The sequence below is a fragment of the Mesorhizobium sp. WSM4983 genome, assembly GCF_029625765.1.
Lineage (GTDB): Bacteria > Pseudomonadota > Alphaproteobacteria > Rhizobiales > Rhizobiaceae > Mesorhizobium.
This window is the reverse complement of the sequence record NZ_JARTVM010000006.1, coordinates 236,176-252,208: the sequence shown is the minus strand read 5'-3', so window position 1 is coordinate 252,208 and position 16,033 is coordinate 236,176. Positions and strand designations below refer to the sequence as shown.

At 63.0% G+C, this 16,033-nt stretch carries 20 protein-coding genes; 11 read left to right on the top strand and 9 right to left on the bottom strand.

The genetic code is table 11. From position 1 onward, the window contains the following. Positions 1 to 41 precede the first annotated feature (41 nt). On the bottom strand, positions 42 to 779 hold the full coding sequence (locus P9254_RS18945) for a rhomboid family intramembrane serine protease (RefSeq protein WP_278055950.1): 738 nt from the start codon (positions 777 to 779) through the stop codon (positions 42 to 44). A gap of 420 nt (positions 780 to 1,199) precedes the next feature. Here P9254_RS18945 and P9254_RS18940 point away from each other — a divergent pair, with 420 nt between their 5' ends. From P9254_RS18940 to P9254_RS18925, 4 genes are all read left to right on the top strand, one after another. Next, positions 1,200 to 1,838, top strand: a complete 639-nt coding sequence (locus tag P9254_RS18940; protein WP_067321654.1) for a PAS domain-containing protein — start codon at positions 1,200 to 1,202, stop codon at positions 1,836 to 1,838. 171 nt (positions 1,839 to 2,009) lie between these two features. After that, on the top strand, positions 2,010 to 2,624 hold the full coding sequence (locus tag P9254_RS18935; protein ID WP_067321610.1) for a PilZ domain-containing protein: 615 nt from the start codon (positions 2,010 to 2,012) through the stop codon (positions 2,622 to 2,624). 267 nt (positions 2,625 to 2,891) lie between these two features. Then, the gene (locus tag P9254_RS18930; RefSeq protein WP_127217008.1) at positions 2,892 to 3,497 is read left to right on the top strand and encodes a transglutaminase-like cysteine peptidase; all 606 of its coding nucleotides are present in this window, start codon (positions 2,892 to 2,894) and stop codon (positions 3,495 to 3,497) included. 249 nt (positions 3,498 to 3,746) lie between these two features. After that, entirely contained in the window at positions 3,747 to 4,298 is a 552-nt protein-coding gene (locus P9254_RS18925) for an ankyrin repeat domain-containing protein (protein WP_095801301.1), read from the top strand. Between the two features lie 32 nt (positions 4,299 to 4,330). On the opposite strand, the gene P9254_RS18920 is transcribed toward P9254_RS18925, so the two are convergent. Both P9254_RS18920 and P9254_RS18915 read right to left on the bottom strand, forming a co-directional pair. Next, positions 4,331 to 4,858 (bottom strand): gamma carbonic anhydrase family protein, encoded by a 528-nt coding sequence (locus P9254_RS18920; RefSeq protein ID WP_095801300.1) that lies wholly within the window; start codon positions 4,856 to 4,858, stop codon positions 4,331 to 4,333. Between the two features lie 17 nt (positions 4,859 to 4,875). Next, the gene (locus P9254_RS18915; RefSeq protein WP_405023115.1) at positions 4,876 to 5,211 is read right to left on the bottom strand and encodes a DUF6949 family protein; all 336 of its coding nucleotides are present in this window, start codon (positions 5,209 to 5,211) and stop codon (positions 4,876 to 4,878) included. 118 nt (positions 5,212 to 5,329) lie between these two features. On the opposite strand from P9254_RS18915, the gene P9254_RS18910 reads away from it, so the two are divergent. From P9254_RS18910 to P9254_RS18900, 3 genes are all read left to right on the top strand, one after another. Next, positions 5,330 to 6,052: a hypothetical protein gene (locus P9254_RS18910; RefSeq protein ID WP_095801298.1), complete on the top strand. Its 723-nt coding sequence runs from the start codon at positions 5,330 to 5,332 to the stop codon at positions 6,050 to 6,052. A 132-nt stretch (positions 6,053 to 6,184) separates the two neighbouring features. Next, positions 6,185 to 7,423 carry a cytochrome P450 gene (locus tag P9254_RS18905; protein ID WP_127217230.1) on the top strand — a complete coding sequence of 413 codons (1,239 nt, stop codon included), beginning with the start codon at positions 6,185 to 6,187 and terminating at the stop codon, positions 7,421 to 7,423. Next, a complete protein-coding gene (locus P9254_RS18900) occupies positions 7,392 to 8,156 on the top strand; it encodes a transporter substrate-binding domain-containing protein (protein ID WP_278055955.1) in 765 nt (254 codons plus the stop codon). The genes P9254_RS18905 and P9254_RS18900 overlap by 32 nt, the downstream gene beginning before the upstream one ends. Before the next feature lie 18 nt (positions 8,157 to 8,174). On the opposite strand, the gene P9254_RS18895 is transcribed toward P9254_RS18900, so the two are convergent. From P9254_RS18895 to P9254_RS18875, 5 genes are all read right to left on the bottom strand, one after another. Then, complete coding sequence (locus tag P9254_RS18895; protein ID WP_095824721.1) at positions 8,175 to 8,519, bottom strand: cupin domain-containing protein; 345 nt, start codon at positions 8,517 to 8,519, stop codon at positions 8,175 to 8,177. Positions 8,520 to 8,524: 5 nt separating this feature from the next. Next, entirely contained in the window at positions 8,525 to 9,805 is a 1,281-nt protein-coding gene (locus P9254_RS18890) for an O-acetylhomoserine aminocarboxypropyltransferase (RefSeq protein WP_278054644.1), read from the bottom strand. A 157-nt stretch (positions 9,806 to 9,962) separates the two neighbouring features. Then, positions 9,963 to 10,484 carry a CoA-binding protein gene (locus tag P9254_RS18885; RefSeq protein WP_278054645.1) on the bottom strand — a complete coding sequence of 174 codons (522 nt, stop codon included), beginning with the start codon at positions 10,482 to 10,484 and terminating at the stop codon, positions 9,963 to 9,965. Beyond that, the gene (locus tag P9254_RS18880) at positions 10,481 to 11,257 is read right to left on the bottom strand and encodes an AAA family ATPase (RefSeq protein ID WP_278055956.1); all 777 of its coding nucleotides are present in this window, start codon (positions 11,255 to 11,257) and stop codon (positions 10,481 to 10,483) included. The genes P9254_RS18885 and P9254_RS18880 overlap by 4 nt, the downstream gene beginning before the upstream one ends. 45 nt (positions 11,258 to 11,302) lie before the next feature. Continuing rightward, positions 11,303 to 12,124: an enoyl-CoA hydratase gene (locus tag P9254_RS18875; protein WP_278054649.1), complete on the bottom strand. Its 822-nt coding sequence runs from the start codon at positions 12,122 to 12,124 to the stop codon at positions 11,303 to 11,305. Between the two features lie 148 nt (positions 12,125 to 12,272). On the opposite strand from P9254_RS18875, the gene P9254_RS18870 reads away from it, so the two are divergent. The 3 genes from P9254_RS18870 (at position 12,273) to rpsI (ending at position 13,900) form a co-directional block, all read left to right on the top strand. Beyond that, positions 12,273 to 12,734, top strand: coding sequence for a PaaI family thioesterase (locus P9254_RS18870; protein ID WP_278055958.1), 462 nt, complete (start codon positions 12,273 to 12,275; stop codon positions 12,732 to 12,734). A gap of 225 nt (positions 12,735 to 12,959) precedes the next feature. Further along, positions 12,960 to 13,424 (top strand): 50S ribosomal protein L13, encoded by a 465-nt coding sequence (rplM, locus tag P9254_RS18865; RefSeq protein WP_066989450.1) that lies wholly within the window; start codon positions 12,960 to 12,962, stop codon positions 13,422 to 13,424. Further along, positions 13,424 to 13,900, top strand: a complete 477-nt coding sequence (gene rpsI, locus P9254_RS18860) for a 30S ribosomal protein S9 (protein ID WP_066989448.1) — start codon at positions 13,424 to 13,426, stop codon at positions 13,898 to 13,900. Before rplM ends, rpsI begins: the two co-directional genes overlap by 1 nt. Positions 13,901 to 13,958: 58 nt before the next feature. On the opposite strand, the gene P9254_RS18855 is transcribed toward rpsI, so the two are convergent. After that, entirely contained in the window at positions 13,959 to 14,867 is a 909-nt protein-coding gene (locus P9254_RS18855) for a LysR family transcriptional regulator (protein ID WP_127215766.1), read from the bottom strand. A gap of 95 nt (positions 14,868 to 14,962) precedes the next feature. Here P9254_RS18855 and P9254_RS18850 point away from each other — a divergent pair, with 95 nt between their 5' ends. After that, positions 14,963 to 15,835, top strand: a complete 873-nt coding sequence (locus P9254_RS18850) for an aldo/keto reductase family oxidoreductase (RefSeq protein ID WP_278055961.1) — start codon at positions 14,963 to 14,965, stop codon at positions 15,833 to 15,835. Positions 15,836 to 16,033: the final 198 nt, after the last annotated feature.

Here is a 16,033-nt window from a genome sequence, read left to right as displayed (position 1 = left end):
TGGTGCGCCGTGATTGGTTGCATTTCAAGTGCGCCGCAGCGCTACTCGGACGGCTGGGGCCGATCGAAAAAACGCACGCCGAAAAAGCCGGCGACAAAGCCGCCGATATGGGCTTCCCAGGCGATCTGTCCTTCGATCCCCGGCGCAAAGCCGAGAAGGCCGGTGGCGAGGTTGATCACCATCCAGACGCCGAGGAAGGTCATGACGCCGCGCGAACGCAGCACGATTGCGATCGGCAACGGCTCGCCGGCGAAGGCCGCCTGGCCTGACGAGCGATCGATCCGGAACCCGTAGCGCGCCGCAGCTCCCATCATGCCCGAGATCGCGCCCGACGCGCCGACCAGCGGCATCTCGCCATAAGGGTGCATGGCCCAGAACAGCGCTACCGAAGCCAGCCCGGTCACGGCGTAGAACACCGCAAACCGGGCCGCGCCGAAACGATTGGCGAGCGGTGAGCCGAAAGCGGCAAGCCACACCATGTTGACGGCAATGTGAGCGAGGCCCCCATGCATGAAGGCATAGGTGAAGGGGCGCGTGAACAGGAACCAGTCGAAGCCGTATTGACCGGTATAGAGCACCGGAATGAAGGCTCCGTCGTAGAGCAGCGTCATTTGCTGGTCGTCGTTCAGCACATATCGCTCCAGCAGGAAGACGATCGCGCAGATCCCCATCACCGCCAGCACAACCGGCGGCAAGTTGAACACCGGCTCGCGGCGCGGCTCCGGCGCTTCGTCGTCTGGTTGCATTTCGGTTTCGGTCGGTGTTACCGGCTCGCTCATGGCCTCTTCGCAGATGGCTGGAGACTCGATTTCGGCCGAGCATGTAGTTCACGCCTGATCGAATCACAAATCGCGAATCGCTCAAGCTGAATCGGATAGGGCGTGGATCGGCGACGCGAATCAAAAGAAAGCCGTCCAGGTTTCCCTGAACGGCCGGTCGAGTCCCCTGCTCCCCGAAAACTGACTGAAGCGCTGCCGATCGCTGCTGAAACGACCGTTGTGGAGTGGTTTTTGATGTGCCACAGGCCCCGTCGGCGCGCAACGTAAACCACTTGTTAACCTTAACGGCCCCGAGACGTGAACAAACGTTAACGATGCTGGCACGCATCCTGCTCCGCACCGCATGAAGGTCATCGGAGGGCGCCCTGTCTGTTCGCCGATGGGACAACAAGAAAGACAGATTGCCGGAGCGGAATGGAAATGAATCAGAACGGATCAATCGCGCTGTTCCAATATTGGAACCGGCTGCGTGATGGCCGCCCGGCTCCGAAACGCTCGGAAGTGGAGCCGGCGGACATCAAGACGCTCCTGGCCGATACATTCATCCTGGAGCGCGACACACGCGCCGAAGCCGTGTTCCGGCTGGCCGGCACCAGGCTCTGCGCCTATTACGGTCGCGAGCTCAAAGGGTTTTCCTTCCCCTCGCTCTGGCGCGAGAAGGACCAGCGGCTTATGTCGCGTCTTATCCACGGCGTCTTCGATCAGAAGTCGGTGCTGCTTCTGACCTATGAAGGATTCAGCCGAAACGGTCGTTCCAGCAAGTTCGAGCTGCTGGCGCTGCCGCTCGATGGCGGCGTCGAGAGCCCTCGCTGCCTCGGCATCGTCAGCGCCGCGGATCGGCCGTTCTGGCTTGGTGCCGACCCGCTGGCCGACGCCCTGATCGACGCGATCCGGGTCATCGATCCCGACAAGGACCCGATGTTCCTGAAGAACCGGCCGGCGATCGATGTTCCGTCGCTCGTGCCGACGGAGTTCGACGCGCCCGAGACCATTTCGGCGCTCGGCCGCGTACGCCGGATACGGCATCTCGTCGTCTTCGACGGCGGGCGCAACGAGTAGAGCGGATCGCGAGATTTTGCCCCGATCTGGTCCAGGCCTTTGCCTTGCGTGGGCGTCCGCCCCCAACCCATTTGGGCCGGCTTTTTCCCGTTTGTTAACCTGCTTTGCTGTAGCTTTTTCCGGTGAAATTCCTCGCACGTCGCGCGGAATGCCAACGGGGTGTAGGCAGTCATGAGGTCAGCGGCGGAATTTGCGCCGTCCCGTGTGGAGCGGCGCAATTTTCAGCGTGTCCGGGTGAAAATCTACGGACGCTTCATGCTGGAGGACCGCACGGAACACGCGTGCCAGGTGATAGACATGTCGCCAGGCAATGTCGCCTTGCGCACCGATCGCGTCGGCATGCCGGGGGAAAAGGTCATTGCCTATATCGATCACATCGGTCGCATCGAAGGCATCGTGACGCGCACCTCGCAGGACGGTTTCGCGATGACCGTCATCGCTTCGGACCGCAAGAAGGACAAGCTCGCCGCGCAGCTCACCTGGCTTGCGAACAAGCATGAGCTCGACCTGCCGGAAGACCGCCGCCACGAGCGCGTCGCGCCGCGCAATCCGATGAGCGTGCTGCAGCTCACCGACGGGCGACAGTATCAGTGCCGCATCATCGACCTGTCGCTCTCGGGCGCGGCGATCGAGATCGACGTCAAACCAGCAATCGGCGTGCAGGTCATGCTGGGAACGATGCGCGGCCAGGTCGTGCGTCACTTCGAGGACGGCGTCGCCATTGAGTTTGCCGTCATCCAGCGGCCGGAAACCTTGGATTCGGAATTCAACGCGCCGCGGTCCTGACCGCTTAGAATGCGGACATGCATCCAACCGGCCTCCAGCGGCCGGTTTTTTGTTGGCCGGATCAGGGCCTTCTAGCAGCCGGGCGGCATGTCGAGACGCCACGTGATCCGGGTGCGGCGGCCGGTTTAGATTCTCAACAATCCGCAGTCGAGATAGTTCAAATTTTATATTTAATCTACGGGCGTTTTACTCAATCTCTACTTCCGGTTTTTGCGTCAAATAAATCCCAACGTGGCACAGTCTCTCTCAAACGGGGAGACTACCATAATGAAAATGACGAGGGGCAAGCTGTTGCTCTTGGCAATGGCGATGCAGCTTTCCGCCTGGGGCACGGCAAGCGCGGGACCGCTGTTCATGCATACGGGTGGCCGCACCACCCAGCCCGTCGGCCATTATGAACTCTGCCAGCGTATCCCCATCGAATGCAATGAGAGGACGCCGAATGGGTCTCCTGTCGAGCTGACCCGCAAGCTGTGGGCGACGATGATCAAGGTCAACAATTCGGTCAACACCCGCGTCAAGCCACGTACCGATATGGAGATCTACGGGGTCGAGGAATACTGGGCCTATCCCGACAACGGTTTCGGCGACTGCGAGGACTTCGCGTTGGAGAAGCGCCGCGAATTAATGGCCGCCGGTGTCCCCGCCGGCGACCTTTTGATGACGGTCGTGCGCCAGCCGAACGGCGACGGCCACGCGGTGCTGACGGTGCGCACCAGCCTCGGCGAGTTCATCCTCGACAATCTCGAGCCGAAAGTGCTCGCCTGGAACGACACGGTCTACACCTACCTCAAACGTCAATCGACAGAGAATTCAGGCGTTTGGGTTTCGATCAACGACGGCCGCGAGGACGCGGTCGCCAGCGTCCGCTAGGATCCCAATGCATGCTGCCCCAAGATGCGCAGGGCTTTTGGGGCAACACGAAGAGACTAAGCACGCCGCATTCATACGGCGTGCCTGGAAAAAGCCCGGTCGAGTCCCCACCCTCCCCGTCCCCAACGACCGGGTTTTAGGAGCCGGCCCTGTCCCCGGGCCGGCTCCGCTTTTTTTGCCGCCGCCTGCGGGCCTTTCTCGTAACGGCAGACCGGAGCACTATGGCCGTTTATTTTTGGATGGACGGCGATGCTGGAAATCCCTGACGACCGCTGCGAGCGCGCCAAGCTGTTCAAGGCGATAGACGACGCCTTCAAGGCGGGCGATTTCGATGGGCTTGGCAAGGCGCTCGGCGGCTCCGCGCAATGGTACGACGAGAGGATGCCGTTCGAGCTCGGCCTCGGCCATCCCTTGGAATACGCGATCTATTGGAGCCCGGCCGGCTTCATCGTCACGCTGCTTGATGCAGGCTCGAATCCGAATTACGAGGATCCCGCCGGCTTCCCGTCGATCATCGCCGCGCTATCCACCGAGCGGCCGGACAGGCTGCAGCTTATCCAGATCCTGCTCGAGCAGGGCGCCGACCCGAACATGCGCGGGGTCAACGACTGGACGCCTCTGCATTACGCCGTGGCGCAGCGCGACGCCGAGGCAATCCGCCTGCTGCTGGCGTCGGGCGCGGATCCGTCGCTCAGGACGCGCATCGATGATTGTGAAACCGCCCTGGAAGGTGCAGACCGCGCCGGTTTCGAAGCGGGGGCGTCGCTGCTGCGTCAGGCAATGTCCCGACGCAGTGAATAAGGTCGCGGGCGAAGCGGCGGACTGAACCGCTGTCACAGCTCCTTCAATCCGGTCTTGAAGCGCCTGCCGTTGGCGACATAGTGCGCGGCCGAGACCCGCAGCCTCTCGATTGCCGCGTCATCCAGCACCCTTATCGCCTTGGCGGGCGAGCCGACGATCAGCGAATTGTCCGGGAAAACCTTGTTTTCCGTCACCAAAGCGCCGGCGCCGACCAGCGAATTCTTGCCGATCCTCGCGCCGTTGAGCACGATGGCGCCCATGCCGATCAGGCTGCTGTCGCCGACCGTGCAGCCATGCAGCAGGGCGCGATGACCGATCGTGCAGCCCTGCCCGATGGTGAGCGGATAGCCCGGATCGGTGTGCATGACCGTATGTTCCTGCACATTGGTGTCGGCGCCGATGGTGATCGTTTCACCGTCGCCGCGGATGACGACGCCGAACCAGAAGCCGGCATTGCGGCCTATCGCGATATCGCCGATCAGCGTGGCGTCGGGCGCCACCCAATTGGTTTCGGCGTCCTCGAACCGGGGCGCCTTCCCGTCGATCGCATAGATCGGCATCTTTTCTCCGATTCGTCTCAAGCCGAGAATTCGGCGGAGCTTAGGAGACCCGTTGCCCAGGAAGCAATGGTGATCAGCACGATGCCGAGCGCCAGTGCCCAGGCAATCGCCGTGCAGCCGCAGGAAAGCAGCGCCAGCGTGCCGATGCGTCCCTCGCGCCGCGCAGCCAGAGCATCATTGGTGAGCATGAACGGGCCGGCGCAGGCGGTCACCGCGAGCGAGCGCACAATATGGGCAGGCGTGACATAGGGTTCGGCGAAGGCCAGCCGGCCACCGCAGACGATTTCCATCGCCGAGCCGGCGAGGCCGCAAGCCGTCAGGCCGACCGCAAAAGCGTAGAGAGGGAGCAGCATGAGATCCATCTTTACCAACCGTTTACCATGAGACCGCACAGTCGTGCCGACGCGCTGCAAGAGCCATGCCGCGCCAATTGTGCCACCTGAGGACAGGTGAGCGGATCGGGGAATTGGGATGAGAGAGGCAGCCGCCGCGGAGGAATTCGAGGTTGTCGACTCGACCTTGATGAAGCGGGTCTTCTATGTCTTCGCGGCGCTCGCCCTGCTTTCGGTGGCTATCAGTCTCGGCGGCAAATGGCTCGGCCGGTCGATCGCCATGGCCGGCTACACCGACGACACGACCGTGCGCCAGGTCGTCATGGGCAACAATGTGATCAGTGTGCCGGCCAACTTCATCCGCTTCGACCAGGCCAGGCGCGACGGAAACGCCTCGCGACTCGACCTTTATCTGCGCTATCCTGAAATGGACGGCTACAGCACCGCCGCGCGCGGCGACTTCAACCACACCACGACCAGGAAGATCATCTTCCTGTCATTCGAGCCGCGGATGATGTCGCGCGACATGAGCGGCCGTTTCGCGCCGATCTACAGCGCCCTGATCGTCAAGCCGGGCACACCCGGCCCGGGCGGGACGACGCTCTACGGCTTCGCCGAGAAATCGGGCTATCTCAACGAGGTCCTGGCGGTCGCCGACCGCCCCGGCAAAGACCCGTTCGTCGCCCGCTGCCTGAGCGGCCCAAGTGCCGAGGAATCGCTGGCCCCCTGCGAGCGCGACATCCAGGTCGGCGACGATCTCAGCCTCACCTACCGCTTCCCGCGCGAGTTGCTCGGGAACTGGCAGGTGCTCGATGCCGCGATCGCCACCAAGGTGGCCGGTATCCTGAAAACGGGACGCTGAAGCGCTGCGCCGGAGCCATGGGCGCGCCACCCGCTCTTCCTCTCCAGCGGCCAGCCTGGCTCAATATATCGGCACGACCGGCTCGGCGATGCGGTCTGGCATCGGGCCGGCAAGGCGCGCTATTGGTCGAACATGATGCCACCCTATCTCACGTTCGACCCCGTCAGCCGCCGCCTGCGCCTCGACCCGCATGAACCGGCCTTTGTGCAGAACCCGTATGAGGGCTACGCCTTCTTGCACGGCGCTTCGAACGCCTTCTTCTGGGAGAATTACGGTTTTTGGTGTTTCGGCGGCTTCGACGACGTCAACCGCCTGCTTCGCGATCGTCGCTTCGGCCGCCAGAACCCGGCCGGCATTCCCGACAGCCGCGGCGTTGGCGACGACCGTTCGCACCTGACCGCCTTCGACGCCATCGAAGCCAATTCGATGCTTGAGCTCGAGCCGCCGGTGCACACGAGGTTGCGGACACTGGTCAATCGGGCCTTCGTCTCGCGCCAGGTCGAGCGGCTGCGGCCGCGCATCGAGGCTCTGGCCAATGAGCTGATCGACCGCTTCGAGCCGGGCTCCGTCGATCTTCTGCCCGCTTACGCCTCGCCCTTGCCGATCACCATCATCGCCGAGATGCTCGGCGTTCCGGTCGAGATGGGGCCGCAACTGCTCGACTGGTCGCATCAGATGGTCGCCATGTACATGCACGGCCGCACGCGCGAGACCGAGGAGACGGCCAACCGCGCCGCGCACGATTTCGCGGCTTTCCTGCGCGGCTATGTCGCCGAGCGGCGCAAGAGACCCGACGACGATCTGCTTTCGCTGCTGATCGAGGCCCAGGACAACGGCCAGAAGCTCTCGGAGGACGAGCTGGTTTCCTCAGCTATCCTTCTGCTCAACGCAGGGCACGAAGCGACTGTGCACCAGACCGGAAATGCCGTGAGAACGATCCTCGCGCAGGGCGGCGATGGGCGCCGCTTCTTTGCAACACCGGAGGCCAATGCCGCCACGGTCGAGGAATGCCTGCGCTACGATGCGCCGCTGCACATGTTCCTGCGCTATGCTTATGAAGAGATGGAAGCTGCTCCGGGCATTTTGCTCAAGCCCGGAGAGACGGTGGCGCTGCTGCTCGGCATGGCCAATCACGACCCGCTGGCTTTCGCCGGACCGGCCACATTCAACCCGGCGCGGACGGACCAGAAGAACGTGTCGTTCGGCGCCGGCATCCACTTCTGCATCGGCGCGCCGCTGGCCAGGCTGGAGTTGCAGGTGTCGCTGAAGACGCTGTTCGACCGGCTGCCGGATCTAGGCCTGACGGAAGAGCCGCGCTTCCGTGACACCTATCATTTTCATGGATTGGAAGCGCTCTCGGTGCGCTTCTGAGCCGCAAAAATCCGAAGATCTGAAAATGAGATTCGCCTTTCTGCAGGAACCGCCCTTCTGCTTCACCGATGCATCCGGGAAAGTCGGCGGCTGCGACGCGATGCTGGCCGAGAAGATCTTCGCGATGTCCGAAACGACGGCTTTCACGCCCGTCGAGACTGAATTCGCCGAGTTACTGCCGGGACTGGCCGACGGCCGCTGGGACATGACCACCGGCCTGTTCATCTCGGAAGAGCGCAGCAAGCTGGTGGACTTCAGTCGCCCGATCTGGTCGCTGCCGGACGGCTTGATGGTCGCCAAGGGCAACCCGCTCGACCTTGAAGGCTATCGCTCTCTTGCAGGCCACCCCTCCGCGAGGCTTGGCGTGATATCGAACCAGATCCAGCATCGGACGGCCCTGCAGAATGGCGTGCCGCCGGAGCGGATCAGTGTGTTCACCACGCAGGCCCAAGCGGCGGAGGCGGTGGCTACCGGCATGGTGCAGGCCTATGCCAGCGTCGCCATGGCGCATCGCGGCTACATCGCGCGGCGACCGGCTACTCTGGCCGATGTCATTGACGTTCCCGCGTCCGAACGGCTGCCCGCCGCCGGCGCGTTTGCGGTCGCCAAAGGCAACGACGCGTTGAGGCGGCGTGTGGATGATTGTCTGGGCGACCTGCTTGGAAGCCGGTGGCACCGCGACCTGATGGCCGGATTCGGTTTCTCCGAAGCGGATGTCGACCGGCTGCTCTAACAGCCCGGCAAGCGCGCTTCACAGCTTGATCACATATTCCTTGCGAGTCGTCTCCACCACTTCCCAGGTCCCTTTGAAACCCGGCCGCAGCACAAAACTGTCGCCGGCCTTGACCGTGCGCGCGTCGCCGCCGTCTTCGGCGATCACCGAGACGCCGGACAGGATGTGGCAGAATTCCCATTCGTCATAGACGATGCGCCACTTGCCCGGCGTCGCTTCCCAGATGCCGGCATAAAGGCTGCCGTCCCGCTCCTCGACATTCCAGGTGCGGAATTTCGGATCGCCGGAGATCAAGCGTTCCGGGGCCGGCGCGCCGGCCTCCGGCTCGACAGTTTCGGGATCAACCGCGAGAAAGGCGGACATCGCGCTCAGACCTTGCTCAGCGCCTGTTCGAGGTCGGCGACGATGTCGTTGACGTCCTCGATGCCGATCGACAGGCGGACCGTGTCCGGGCCGGCACCGGCCTTTACCTTCTGCTCGTCGGACAGTTGCCGGTGTGTGGTCGAGGCCGGGTGAATGACCAGCGACTTGGTGTCGCCAACATTGGCGAGGTGCGAGAACAGTTCCAGCGCCTCGACGAACTTGACGCCGGCCTCGTAGCCGGCCTTGAGGCCAAAGGTGAAAACGGCGCCGGCACCCTGCGGCGAGTATTTCTTCTGCAGCGCATTGTTCTTGTCGCTCGACAGTCCGGGATAGTTCACCCAGGCGACTTTCGGATGGTTGGAAAGCCAGGCGGCGACGCTCGCGGCGTTGTCGCAATGACGCTGCATCCTGAGCGGCAAGGTTTCCAGGCCGGTCAGGATCAGGAAGGCGTTGAAGGGCGAGATCGCCGGGCCGAGGTCGCGCAGGCCGAGCACGCGCGCGGCAATGGCAAAGGCGAAGTTGCCGAAAGTCTCGTGCAGGACGAGGCCGCCATATTCAGGGCGAGGCTCCGACAGCATCGGGTATTTGCCCGACTTCGACCAATCGAAGGTGCCGCCGTCGACGATGGCGCCGCCGATCGAATTGCCGTGGCCGCCGATGAACTTGGTCAGCGAATGCACCACGATGTCGGCGCCATGCTCGATCGGCCGCACGAGATAGGGCGAGGCCAGCGTGTTGTCGACGATCAGCGGCAGGCCGTGCCTGCGAGCGATGTCGCCGATCTTCTCGATGTCGACGAAGATGCCGCCCGGATTGGCGAGGCTTTCGATGAAGATCGCCCTGGTGTTGTCGTCGATTTGGCTCTCAAAGGTCGATGGATCGTTGGTATCGGCCCAGCGGACCTCCCAGCCATAATTCTTGAAGGCGTGGCCGAATTGGTTGATGGAGCCGCCATAAAGCTTTGTGGCAGATACGAAATTGTCACCCGGCCGCATCAGATTGTGGAAGACGATGACCTGGGCGGCGTGGCCGGAGGCGACGGCCAGCGCGGCAGTGCCACCTTCGAGCGCGGCGAGACGCTCCTCGAGAACCGCCTGCGTCGGGTTCATGATGCGGGTATAGATGTTGCCGAAGGCCTTCAGCCCGAACAGCGAGGCGGCGTGGTCGGCGTCATCGAAGACATAGGAGGTGGTCTGATAGATCGGCGTGGCGCGCGCGCCGGTCGCCGGGTCCGGCTTGGCGCCGGCATGGACGGCGAGCGTGTTGAAACCGGGCGTACGGGTCATCGAAGCCTCCCTCTCAAACTTGCGAAAATCGCGGGCATTCTTGGCCAAGCGCGGTCGTGAATGCAAAGAACAAAATACCTTTCGGCGTGCGATCTGCGGCGAACGCCCGGGAAAATCCATTTCTTCCCGGAATAATTTTGCGCGCCTGGTTGTCCGCCTATTTCTGGCGCACGCCAAAACTCTGGAAACCCTTGCGCATCAATGGCTTCTTCGACGATAGCACGCCGGAGTTGACGCCGGTCCAGCCGATCTCGCCCGACAGCTTGCCATATTCGATCTTGGGACAGCGGTTCATGACCACCTTGATGCCGGCTGCCTCGGCGCGCGCGGCGGCCTCGTCATGGCGAACACCTAGCTGCATCCAAACGACCTTCGGCAGCGGATCGAGCTTCAGTACCTGCTCGACGATGCCAGGGACAGCGGCCGAGCCGCGAAAAATGTCGATCATGTCGACCGGATGCGGCAGGTCGGCCAGGCTGGCATAGACCGTCTGTCCAAGGATCTGCTTGCCGGCATGACCGGGATTGATCGGCGATACCGAAAAACCCTTGGCCAGCAGATATTTCAGCACGAAATAGCTCGGCCGCACGTCGTTGGGCGAGGCGCCGATCATGGCAATGGTCTTCACCGAGTTCAGAATGCCGGCAATGTAGCTGTTGTCGTAGGCGTCGTGATTCATGGCTCGTCCTCATACAGCGCTTCGGCGAGAAAGGCAGCCGGATCGCTGCAGAAGTCACGCATCATGCGAAAATGATCGGTGTCTTGAAAATCAATCAGATCGAGGCCGAAGCGGCTGATGCGGAAGAGCCGCGCGTTCGGGCAGGCCATCAGCAACGGCGAGTGCGTCGCCATGATCACCTGCGCCGTACCGGACCGCTCCATGCGCTGAAGCAGCTTCAGCAACTCGATCTGGCGCGCCGGCGAGAGCGCGCTTTCCGGCTCGTCGAGGATGTAGATGCCCTGTCGTCGGCAGCGTTCCTCGAAGAAGCGGATGAACCCTTCGCCATGCGACCATGACAGGAAGTCCGGCGGCGCTCCGCCAGACTCCAGCGCCGCATGGTCAAGATTACGAGCCACGGAGTAAAAGGACTCCGCCCGGAAGAACCAGCCCGCGGTGACCTTCGGCAGCCAATGGCAGCGCAGCGCAGCGGCAAGCGCCGCACCGTTCTTGTCGATGGCGCCTGAGTGGTCGACGGGCATATAGCCTTTGCCGCCGCCGGCCTCGTCATAGCCAGCCAGCGCGCCGATGGCTTCGAGCAGCGTCGATTTGCCGGTGCCGTTCTCGCCAACGATGATGGTGATGGCCGACGTGAATTCGAACTCGAATTCGCGATCCCGGAAGATCGGCAGGCTCCATGGATATCCATCCCAATCCGCGACGCGCGAAGGCTCAAGCAGAATGCGCTTGAGATAGGGCGCTTTCAGCCGCGTCAGTTGCTTGCGGGCAGCCACGTCGGACCTTCAATCATAAAAAAGCGCGCTGCATTCTCGGGTCAATTATTCGTCGGCCCATTCCGGCTTGCGCTTGCCGATGAAGGCGCCGATGCCTTCCTCGGCGTCGCGCGCCAGCATGTTTTCCACCATCACACGGCCGGTATAGGCGTAGGCGTCGGCCAGCCCCATTTCGGCCTGGGCGTAGAACGCCTCCTTGCCGGTCTTGACCACCAAAGACGATTTTGAAGCAATGGTTTGCGCGTATTTGTTGACAACCTGATTCAGATATTCGCGCGGCACGATCCGGTTGACGAGACCGAACTCCTTGGCCGTCGCCGCATCGATCGTCTCGCCGGTGAGAAGCATTTCCATCGCCTGCTTGCGCGAGACGTTGCGCGACAGCGCAACCATCGGCGTCGAGCAGAACAGGCCGATATTGACGCCGGGCGTGCAGAAGGTCGCTTCGTGCGAGGCGATGGCGAGGTCGCAGCTCGCGACAAGCTGCAGTCCGGCCGCGGTAGCCAGACCGTCGACCTCGGCGATCACCGGCCTCGGATGGCGCACGATGGTCTGCATCAGCTTTGCGCAGGCGACAAAGGTCTTTTCGAAGAAGGCGCGGCCGCGATCCGGTTCGGCGCGGCGCGCCGTCATTTCCTTGAGGTCGTGGCCGGCGCAAAACACTTTGCCTGACGCTGCCAGGATGATGACGCGTACGGATTTGTCGTCCTTCACGCGGTCGAACTCGGCCTGCAGCGCCGCCATCGTCGCCAGCGACAGCGCGTTGGCCGGCGGGCTTGCAAGAGTGAGGCGCAGCACGCCCTTGTCTTGGCTGACAAGAACCGGGCCGTCGGCGACGGCGGGCTTGATAGCAACGACTTCGGCCATTTTTGAACCTCTCGATCAGCGGTCCCGGGTTATGGAGCAACAGAACTAACATGCTGCCGATTGAAGAACAGCCGCGAGACGTGTTTTCTCCGTGGCACCGTTTGGTCCAGGCGCGCCGCCTGGAACTTCCCGTATATAGGAATCGCGCATGCCCGCTCAAAGCAATCTCAAGCCGGTGCTGACCGCAGCCGAAGTAAACGGGCTGATGGCAAGCGTCTATCCGCAGCTCAACGAGCAGTTCTCCTTTTATGAGGCGCTGGAAGTGTTTCCGGGCGGCTGCACGGTGCGGCTCAATGCCGACCAGCGGCATCTGCGTCCCGGCGGCACCGTCTCGGGTCCGGCGCTGTTCACGCTTGCCGACATCGGCGGCTATGTGTGCGTGCTCAGCCATGCCGGGCCGGATGCGCTTTCGGTGACGACCAATCTCAACATCAACTTCATGCGCAAGGCCGAGGCCGGACCGATTGACGGCCATTGCCGTATCCTCAAGCTCGGAAAGAGCCTGATGGTCTTCGACATCGACCTCGTCGCCGGGGCCGACCGGCACACGGTGGCCCACGCCACCGGGACCTATTCGATCCCGCCGAAGCGAATGGATGAGGTAAAATAATACCGTTTCGCCAATTGGTTGTTTTTGCTTTATTTTCAGCGCCAGTAGAGTTTCCGCTTGGCTTGACGCATCCGGCGCCCTCGCCTATAAGCCGTCACGAAACAGCGGCCGAAAGGGCCGCCGTTTTGTTATTGCCGGACGGCTTGGCCTCTCCGTCAATTCAAGCAACAAAAAACGCCTGTTCCTGCCGTTCGCGGATAGGACGGTCAACCTGAGAGCAAAACCATGGCTACCTTTTCGCAGAAGCCTGCGGATGTGGTGAAGAAGTGGGTGTTGATCGACGCCGAGGGTCTCGTCGTCGGCCGCCTTGCCACTGTCATCGCCAACCATCTGCGCGGCAAGCACAAGCCCACTTTCACCCCGCATGTCGATGATGGCGACAATGTCATCGTCATCAATGCCGACAAGGTGGTGTTCACCGGCAAGAAGTACACCGACAAGGTCTATTACTGGCACACCGGCCATCCCGGCGGCATCAAGGAGCGCACCGCGCGCCAGCTGCTCGAGGGCCGCTTCCCCGAGCGCGTCGTCGAGAAGGCTGTCGAACGCATGATCCCGCGCGGCCCGCTTGGCCGCCGCCAGATGAAGAATCTCCGCGTCTATGCAGGCACTGAGCATCCGCACGCGGCCCAGCAGCCCGTCACGCTCGACGTGGCCAAGCTGAACTCCAAGAACAAGAGGGCCTCGTAATGGCTGAGCTTTCCTCGCTCGCAGAACTCGGGACTGTCACGACCGCCGCGCAGCCGGCCGCGCCTGTCCACGTCCAGAAGCTCGACAAGTCGGGCCGCGCCTATGCCACCGGCAAGCGCAAGAACGCGATCGCGCGCGTCTGGGTGAAGCCGGGCTCCGGCAAGATCATCGTCAACGACAAGGAATTCGCGACCTATTTCGCGCGTCCCGTGCTGCAGATGATCCTCAACCAGCCGATCGTCGCCGCCAACCGCGCCGGCCAGTACGACATCGTCGCCACCGTCATCGGCGGCGGTCTCTCCGGCCAGGCGGGCGCCGTGCGTCACGGCATCTCCAAGGCGCTGACCTATTACGAGCCGGGCCTGCGTTCGGTGCTCAAGAAGGGCGGCTTCCTCACCCGCGACAGCCGCGTGGTCGAGCGTAAGAAGTACGGCAAGGCCAAGGCCCGCCGCAGCTTCCAGTTCTCGAAGCGCTAAGCGCTGCGAAGTCCAAGCATTTCGAAAAGGCCGCCTCCGGGCGGCTTTTTTGTTTCCGTCACCAGTGCCCGGCCGGCGTCTTTATGTAGTCGATGAACGCGCGCAGCGGCGCCGGCACCAAGCGCCGGCCAGGGTAATAAAGAAACGGCCCCGAGAAGCTTTGCCACCAGGGCTGGAGCACAGGTTCCAGAACGCCGCTGTCGAAATACGGGCGCACCCAGTCCTCGAAGAGCCAAAGGATGCCGACGCCGGCGATCGCCGCATCGACAGCGAGATCGACGCCACCACCGATGCTGACGACCAATGGCCCCGTGGGATCGACCCGCACCACCTCGCCGTCCCGCTCGAACTCCCAGGGCGTCATGACCCCGCTCGGGAAGCGGCCGCGCACGCAGGCATGGCCAAGCAGGTCGCGCGGGTGCTGCGGCCGACCGTGCCGGTCAAGGTAGGACGGCGCGGCGGAGGTCGTGAAGCGCTGCGCGCGCGGTCCGATCGGCACCGCGATCATGTCCTGCTCCAGCCGCTCGTCATAGCGGATTCCGGCGTCGCAGCCGGCCACCAGCACATCGACAAAGTTCTCCTCGGCGATCACCTCCAGGCGAATGGCGGGATAGGCCGCGAGAAATCGCGGAACGATTTTGGGCAGCACCAGCCGCGAGGCGCTTATCGGCACGTTGAGACGCAAGGTTCCGGCGGGCCGGTCGCGAAAGCCGTTCACCACATCGAGCGCAGCTTCTACCTCGCCCAATGCGGGCCCTAGCCGCGCCAGCAGGCTGGCACCGGCCTCGGTCAAAGCAACGCTGCGCGTGGTGCGGTTGAAGAGCCTAACACCGAGTTGGGTTTCCAGACGGCGGATGGCTTCGCTGAGCGCTGACGCGCTGCCGGCCGTGGCGCGAGCTGCTTCGCGAAAGCCGCCGGCGCGCGCCACGGCCATGAATGCCTGGAGATCGTTGAGTTCGGCCGCCATTGTCCCAAATTTCGTACAAGCTGTGCCGAATATAGCTGGTTATCGGGACAGCGGCTATGCCTTATCTCCCTCGCCGGCAACGAAGGAGAAGCACGATGTCCAGCGTAAACAAATCCGGCACCTATAAACTCGGCGACCGCTCGGTCCGCCGCCTCGGCTACGGCGCCATGCAGCTCGCAGGCAAAGGAGTGTTCGGTCCGCCAAAGAACCATGACGCGGCCATCGCCGTGCTGCGCGAAGCGATAGCGCAAGGCGTGAACCATATCGACACCAGCGATTATTATGGTCCGCACGTCACCAACAAGCTGATCCGCGAGGCGCTATCGCCCTACCCCGACGACCTCACCATCGTCACAAAGATCGGCGCCCGTCGTGGCGAAGACGCCTCCTGGCTGCCGGCCTTCACAGCCGATGAACTCGAACAGGCCGTACACGACAATCTTCGCAATCTTGGCCTCGAGGTGATGGACGTCGTCAATCTGCGCATCATGTTCGGGATGCATGGTCCAGCGGAGGGCTCCATCGAGGCGCAGGTCACCAAGCTCGCCGAGCTTCAGCGCAAGGGCCTGGTGCGCAATATCGGCTTGAGCAACGTCACCCGAGCGCAAATCCAGGAAGGCCGCAAGATTTGCGAGATCGTCTGTGTGCAGAACCAGTACAATCTGGCGCATCGCGACGACGACGCGCTGATCGATGAACTGGCGCGCCACCGCATCGCCTATGTGCCGTTCTTTCCGCTTGGCGGCTTCAGCCCGTTGCAATCGTCGACGCTGTCCGGCGTGGCCGAGCGGCTCGGCGCGACGCCGATGCAGGTTGCGCTGGCGTGGTTGTTGCAGCGTTCCCCCAACGTCCTTTTGATCCCGGGCACTTCGTCGGTCGGGCATCTGCGCGAGAACCTTGCGGCAGCGGAGCTGGAGCTGTCGGCGGATGTGCTGCGCGACTTGAATGGGGTGGCGAAAGCGGCGTAGGTTGGCGCAGCACCCCGCCCGCGCCTGCGGCGCGACCTCCCCATCAAGGGGAGGTAAGGCGCCCCGCTTTACGCTCAAACACTGGTTTAGCATTTCATGGATGTCGCAGGCATGCGGCGACGGCAGGTTGGCACGACGCTCTACCTCCCTCGATGGGGAGGTCGGCGCGAAGCGCCGGGCGGGGTGAAGCGCCGACGT

Bases quoted from the DNA above. Each gene is read 5' to 3' on its own strand.
- P9254_RS18945 (WP_278055950.1), bottom strand. From the start codon at position 779: ATGAGCGAGCCGGTAACACCGACCGAAACCGAAATGCAACCAGACGAC.
- P9254_RS18940 (WP_067321654.1), top strand. From the start codon at position 1,200: ATGAATCAGAACGGATCAATCGCGCTGTTCCAATATTGGAACCGGCTG.
- P9254_RS18935 (WP_067321610.1), top strand. From the start codon at position 2,010: ATGAGGTCAGCGGCGGAATTTGCGCCGTCCCGTGTGGAGCGGCGCAAT.
- P9254_RS18930 (WP_127217008.1), top strand. From the start codon at position 2,892: ATGAAAATGACGAGGGGCAAGCTGTTGCTCTTGGCAATGGCGATGCAG.
- P9254_RS18925 (WP_095801301.1), top strand. From the start codon at position 3,747: ATGCTGGAAATCCCTGACGACCGCTGCGAGCGCGCCAAGCTGTTCAAG.
- P9254_RS18920 (WP_095801300.1), bottom strand. From the start codon at position 4,858: ATGCCGATCTATGCGATCGACGGGAAGGCGCCCCGGTTCGAGGACGCC.
- P9254_RS18915 (WP_405023115.1), bottom strand. From the start codon at position 5,211: ATGCTGCTCCCTCTCTACGCTTTTGCGGTCGGCCTGACGGCTTGCGGC.
- P9254_RS18910 (WP_095801298.1), top strand. From the start codon at position 5,330: ATGAGAGAGGCAGCCGCCGCGGAGGAATTCGAGGTTGTCGACTCGACC.
- P9254_RS18905 (WP_127217230.1), top strand. From the start codon at position 6,185: ATGATGCCACCCTATCTCACGTTCGACCCCGTCAGCCGCCGCCTGCGC.
- P9254_RS18900 (WP_278055955.1), top strand. From the start codon at position 7,392: ATGGATTGGAAGCGCTCTCGGTGCGCTTCTGAGCCGCAAAAATCCGAA.
- P9254_RS18895 (WP_095824721.1), bottom strand. From the start codon at position 8,519: ATGTCCGCCTTTCTCGCGGTTGATCCCGAAACTGTCGAGCCGGAGGCC.
- P9254_RS18890 (WP_278054644.1), bottom strand. From the start codon at position 9,805: ATGACCCGTACGCCCGGTTTCAACACGCTCGCCGTCCATGCCGGCGCC.
- P9254_RS18885 (WP_278054645.1), bottom strand. From the start codon at position 10,484: ATGAATCACGACGCCTACGACAACAGCTACATTGCCGGCATTCTGAAC.
- P9254_RS18875 (WP_278054649.1), bottom strand. From the start codon at position 12,124: ATGGCCGAAGTCGTTGCTATCAAGCCCGCCGTCGCCGACGGCCCGGTT.
- P9254_RS18870 (WP_278055958.1), top strand. From the start codon at position 12,273: ATGCCCGCTCAAAGCAATCTCAAGCCGGTGCTGACCGCAGCCGAAGTA.
- rplM (WP_066989450.1), top strand. From the start codon at position 12,960: ATGGCTACCTTTTCGCAGAAGCCTGCGGATGTGGTGAAGAAGTGGGTG.
- rpsI (WP_066989448.1), top strand. From the start codon at position 13,424: ATGGCTGAGCTTTCCTCGCTCGCAGAACTCGGGACTGTCACGACCGCC.
- P9254_RS18855 (WP_127215766.1), bottom strand. From the start codon at position 14,867: ATGGCGGCCGAACTCAACGATCTCCAGGCATTCATGGCCGTGGCGCGC.
- P9254_RS18850 (WP_278055961.1), top strand. From the start codon at position 14,963: ATGTCCAGCGTAAACAAATCCGGCACCTATAAACTCGGCGACCGCTCG.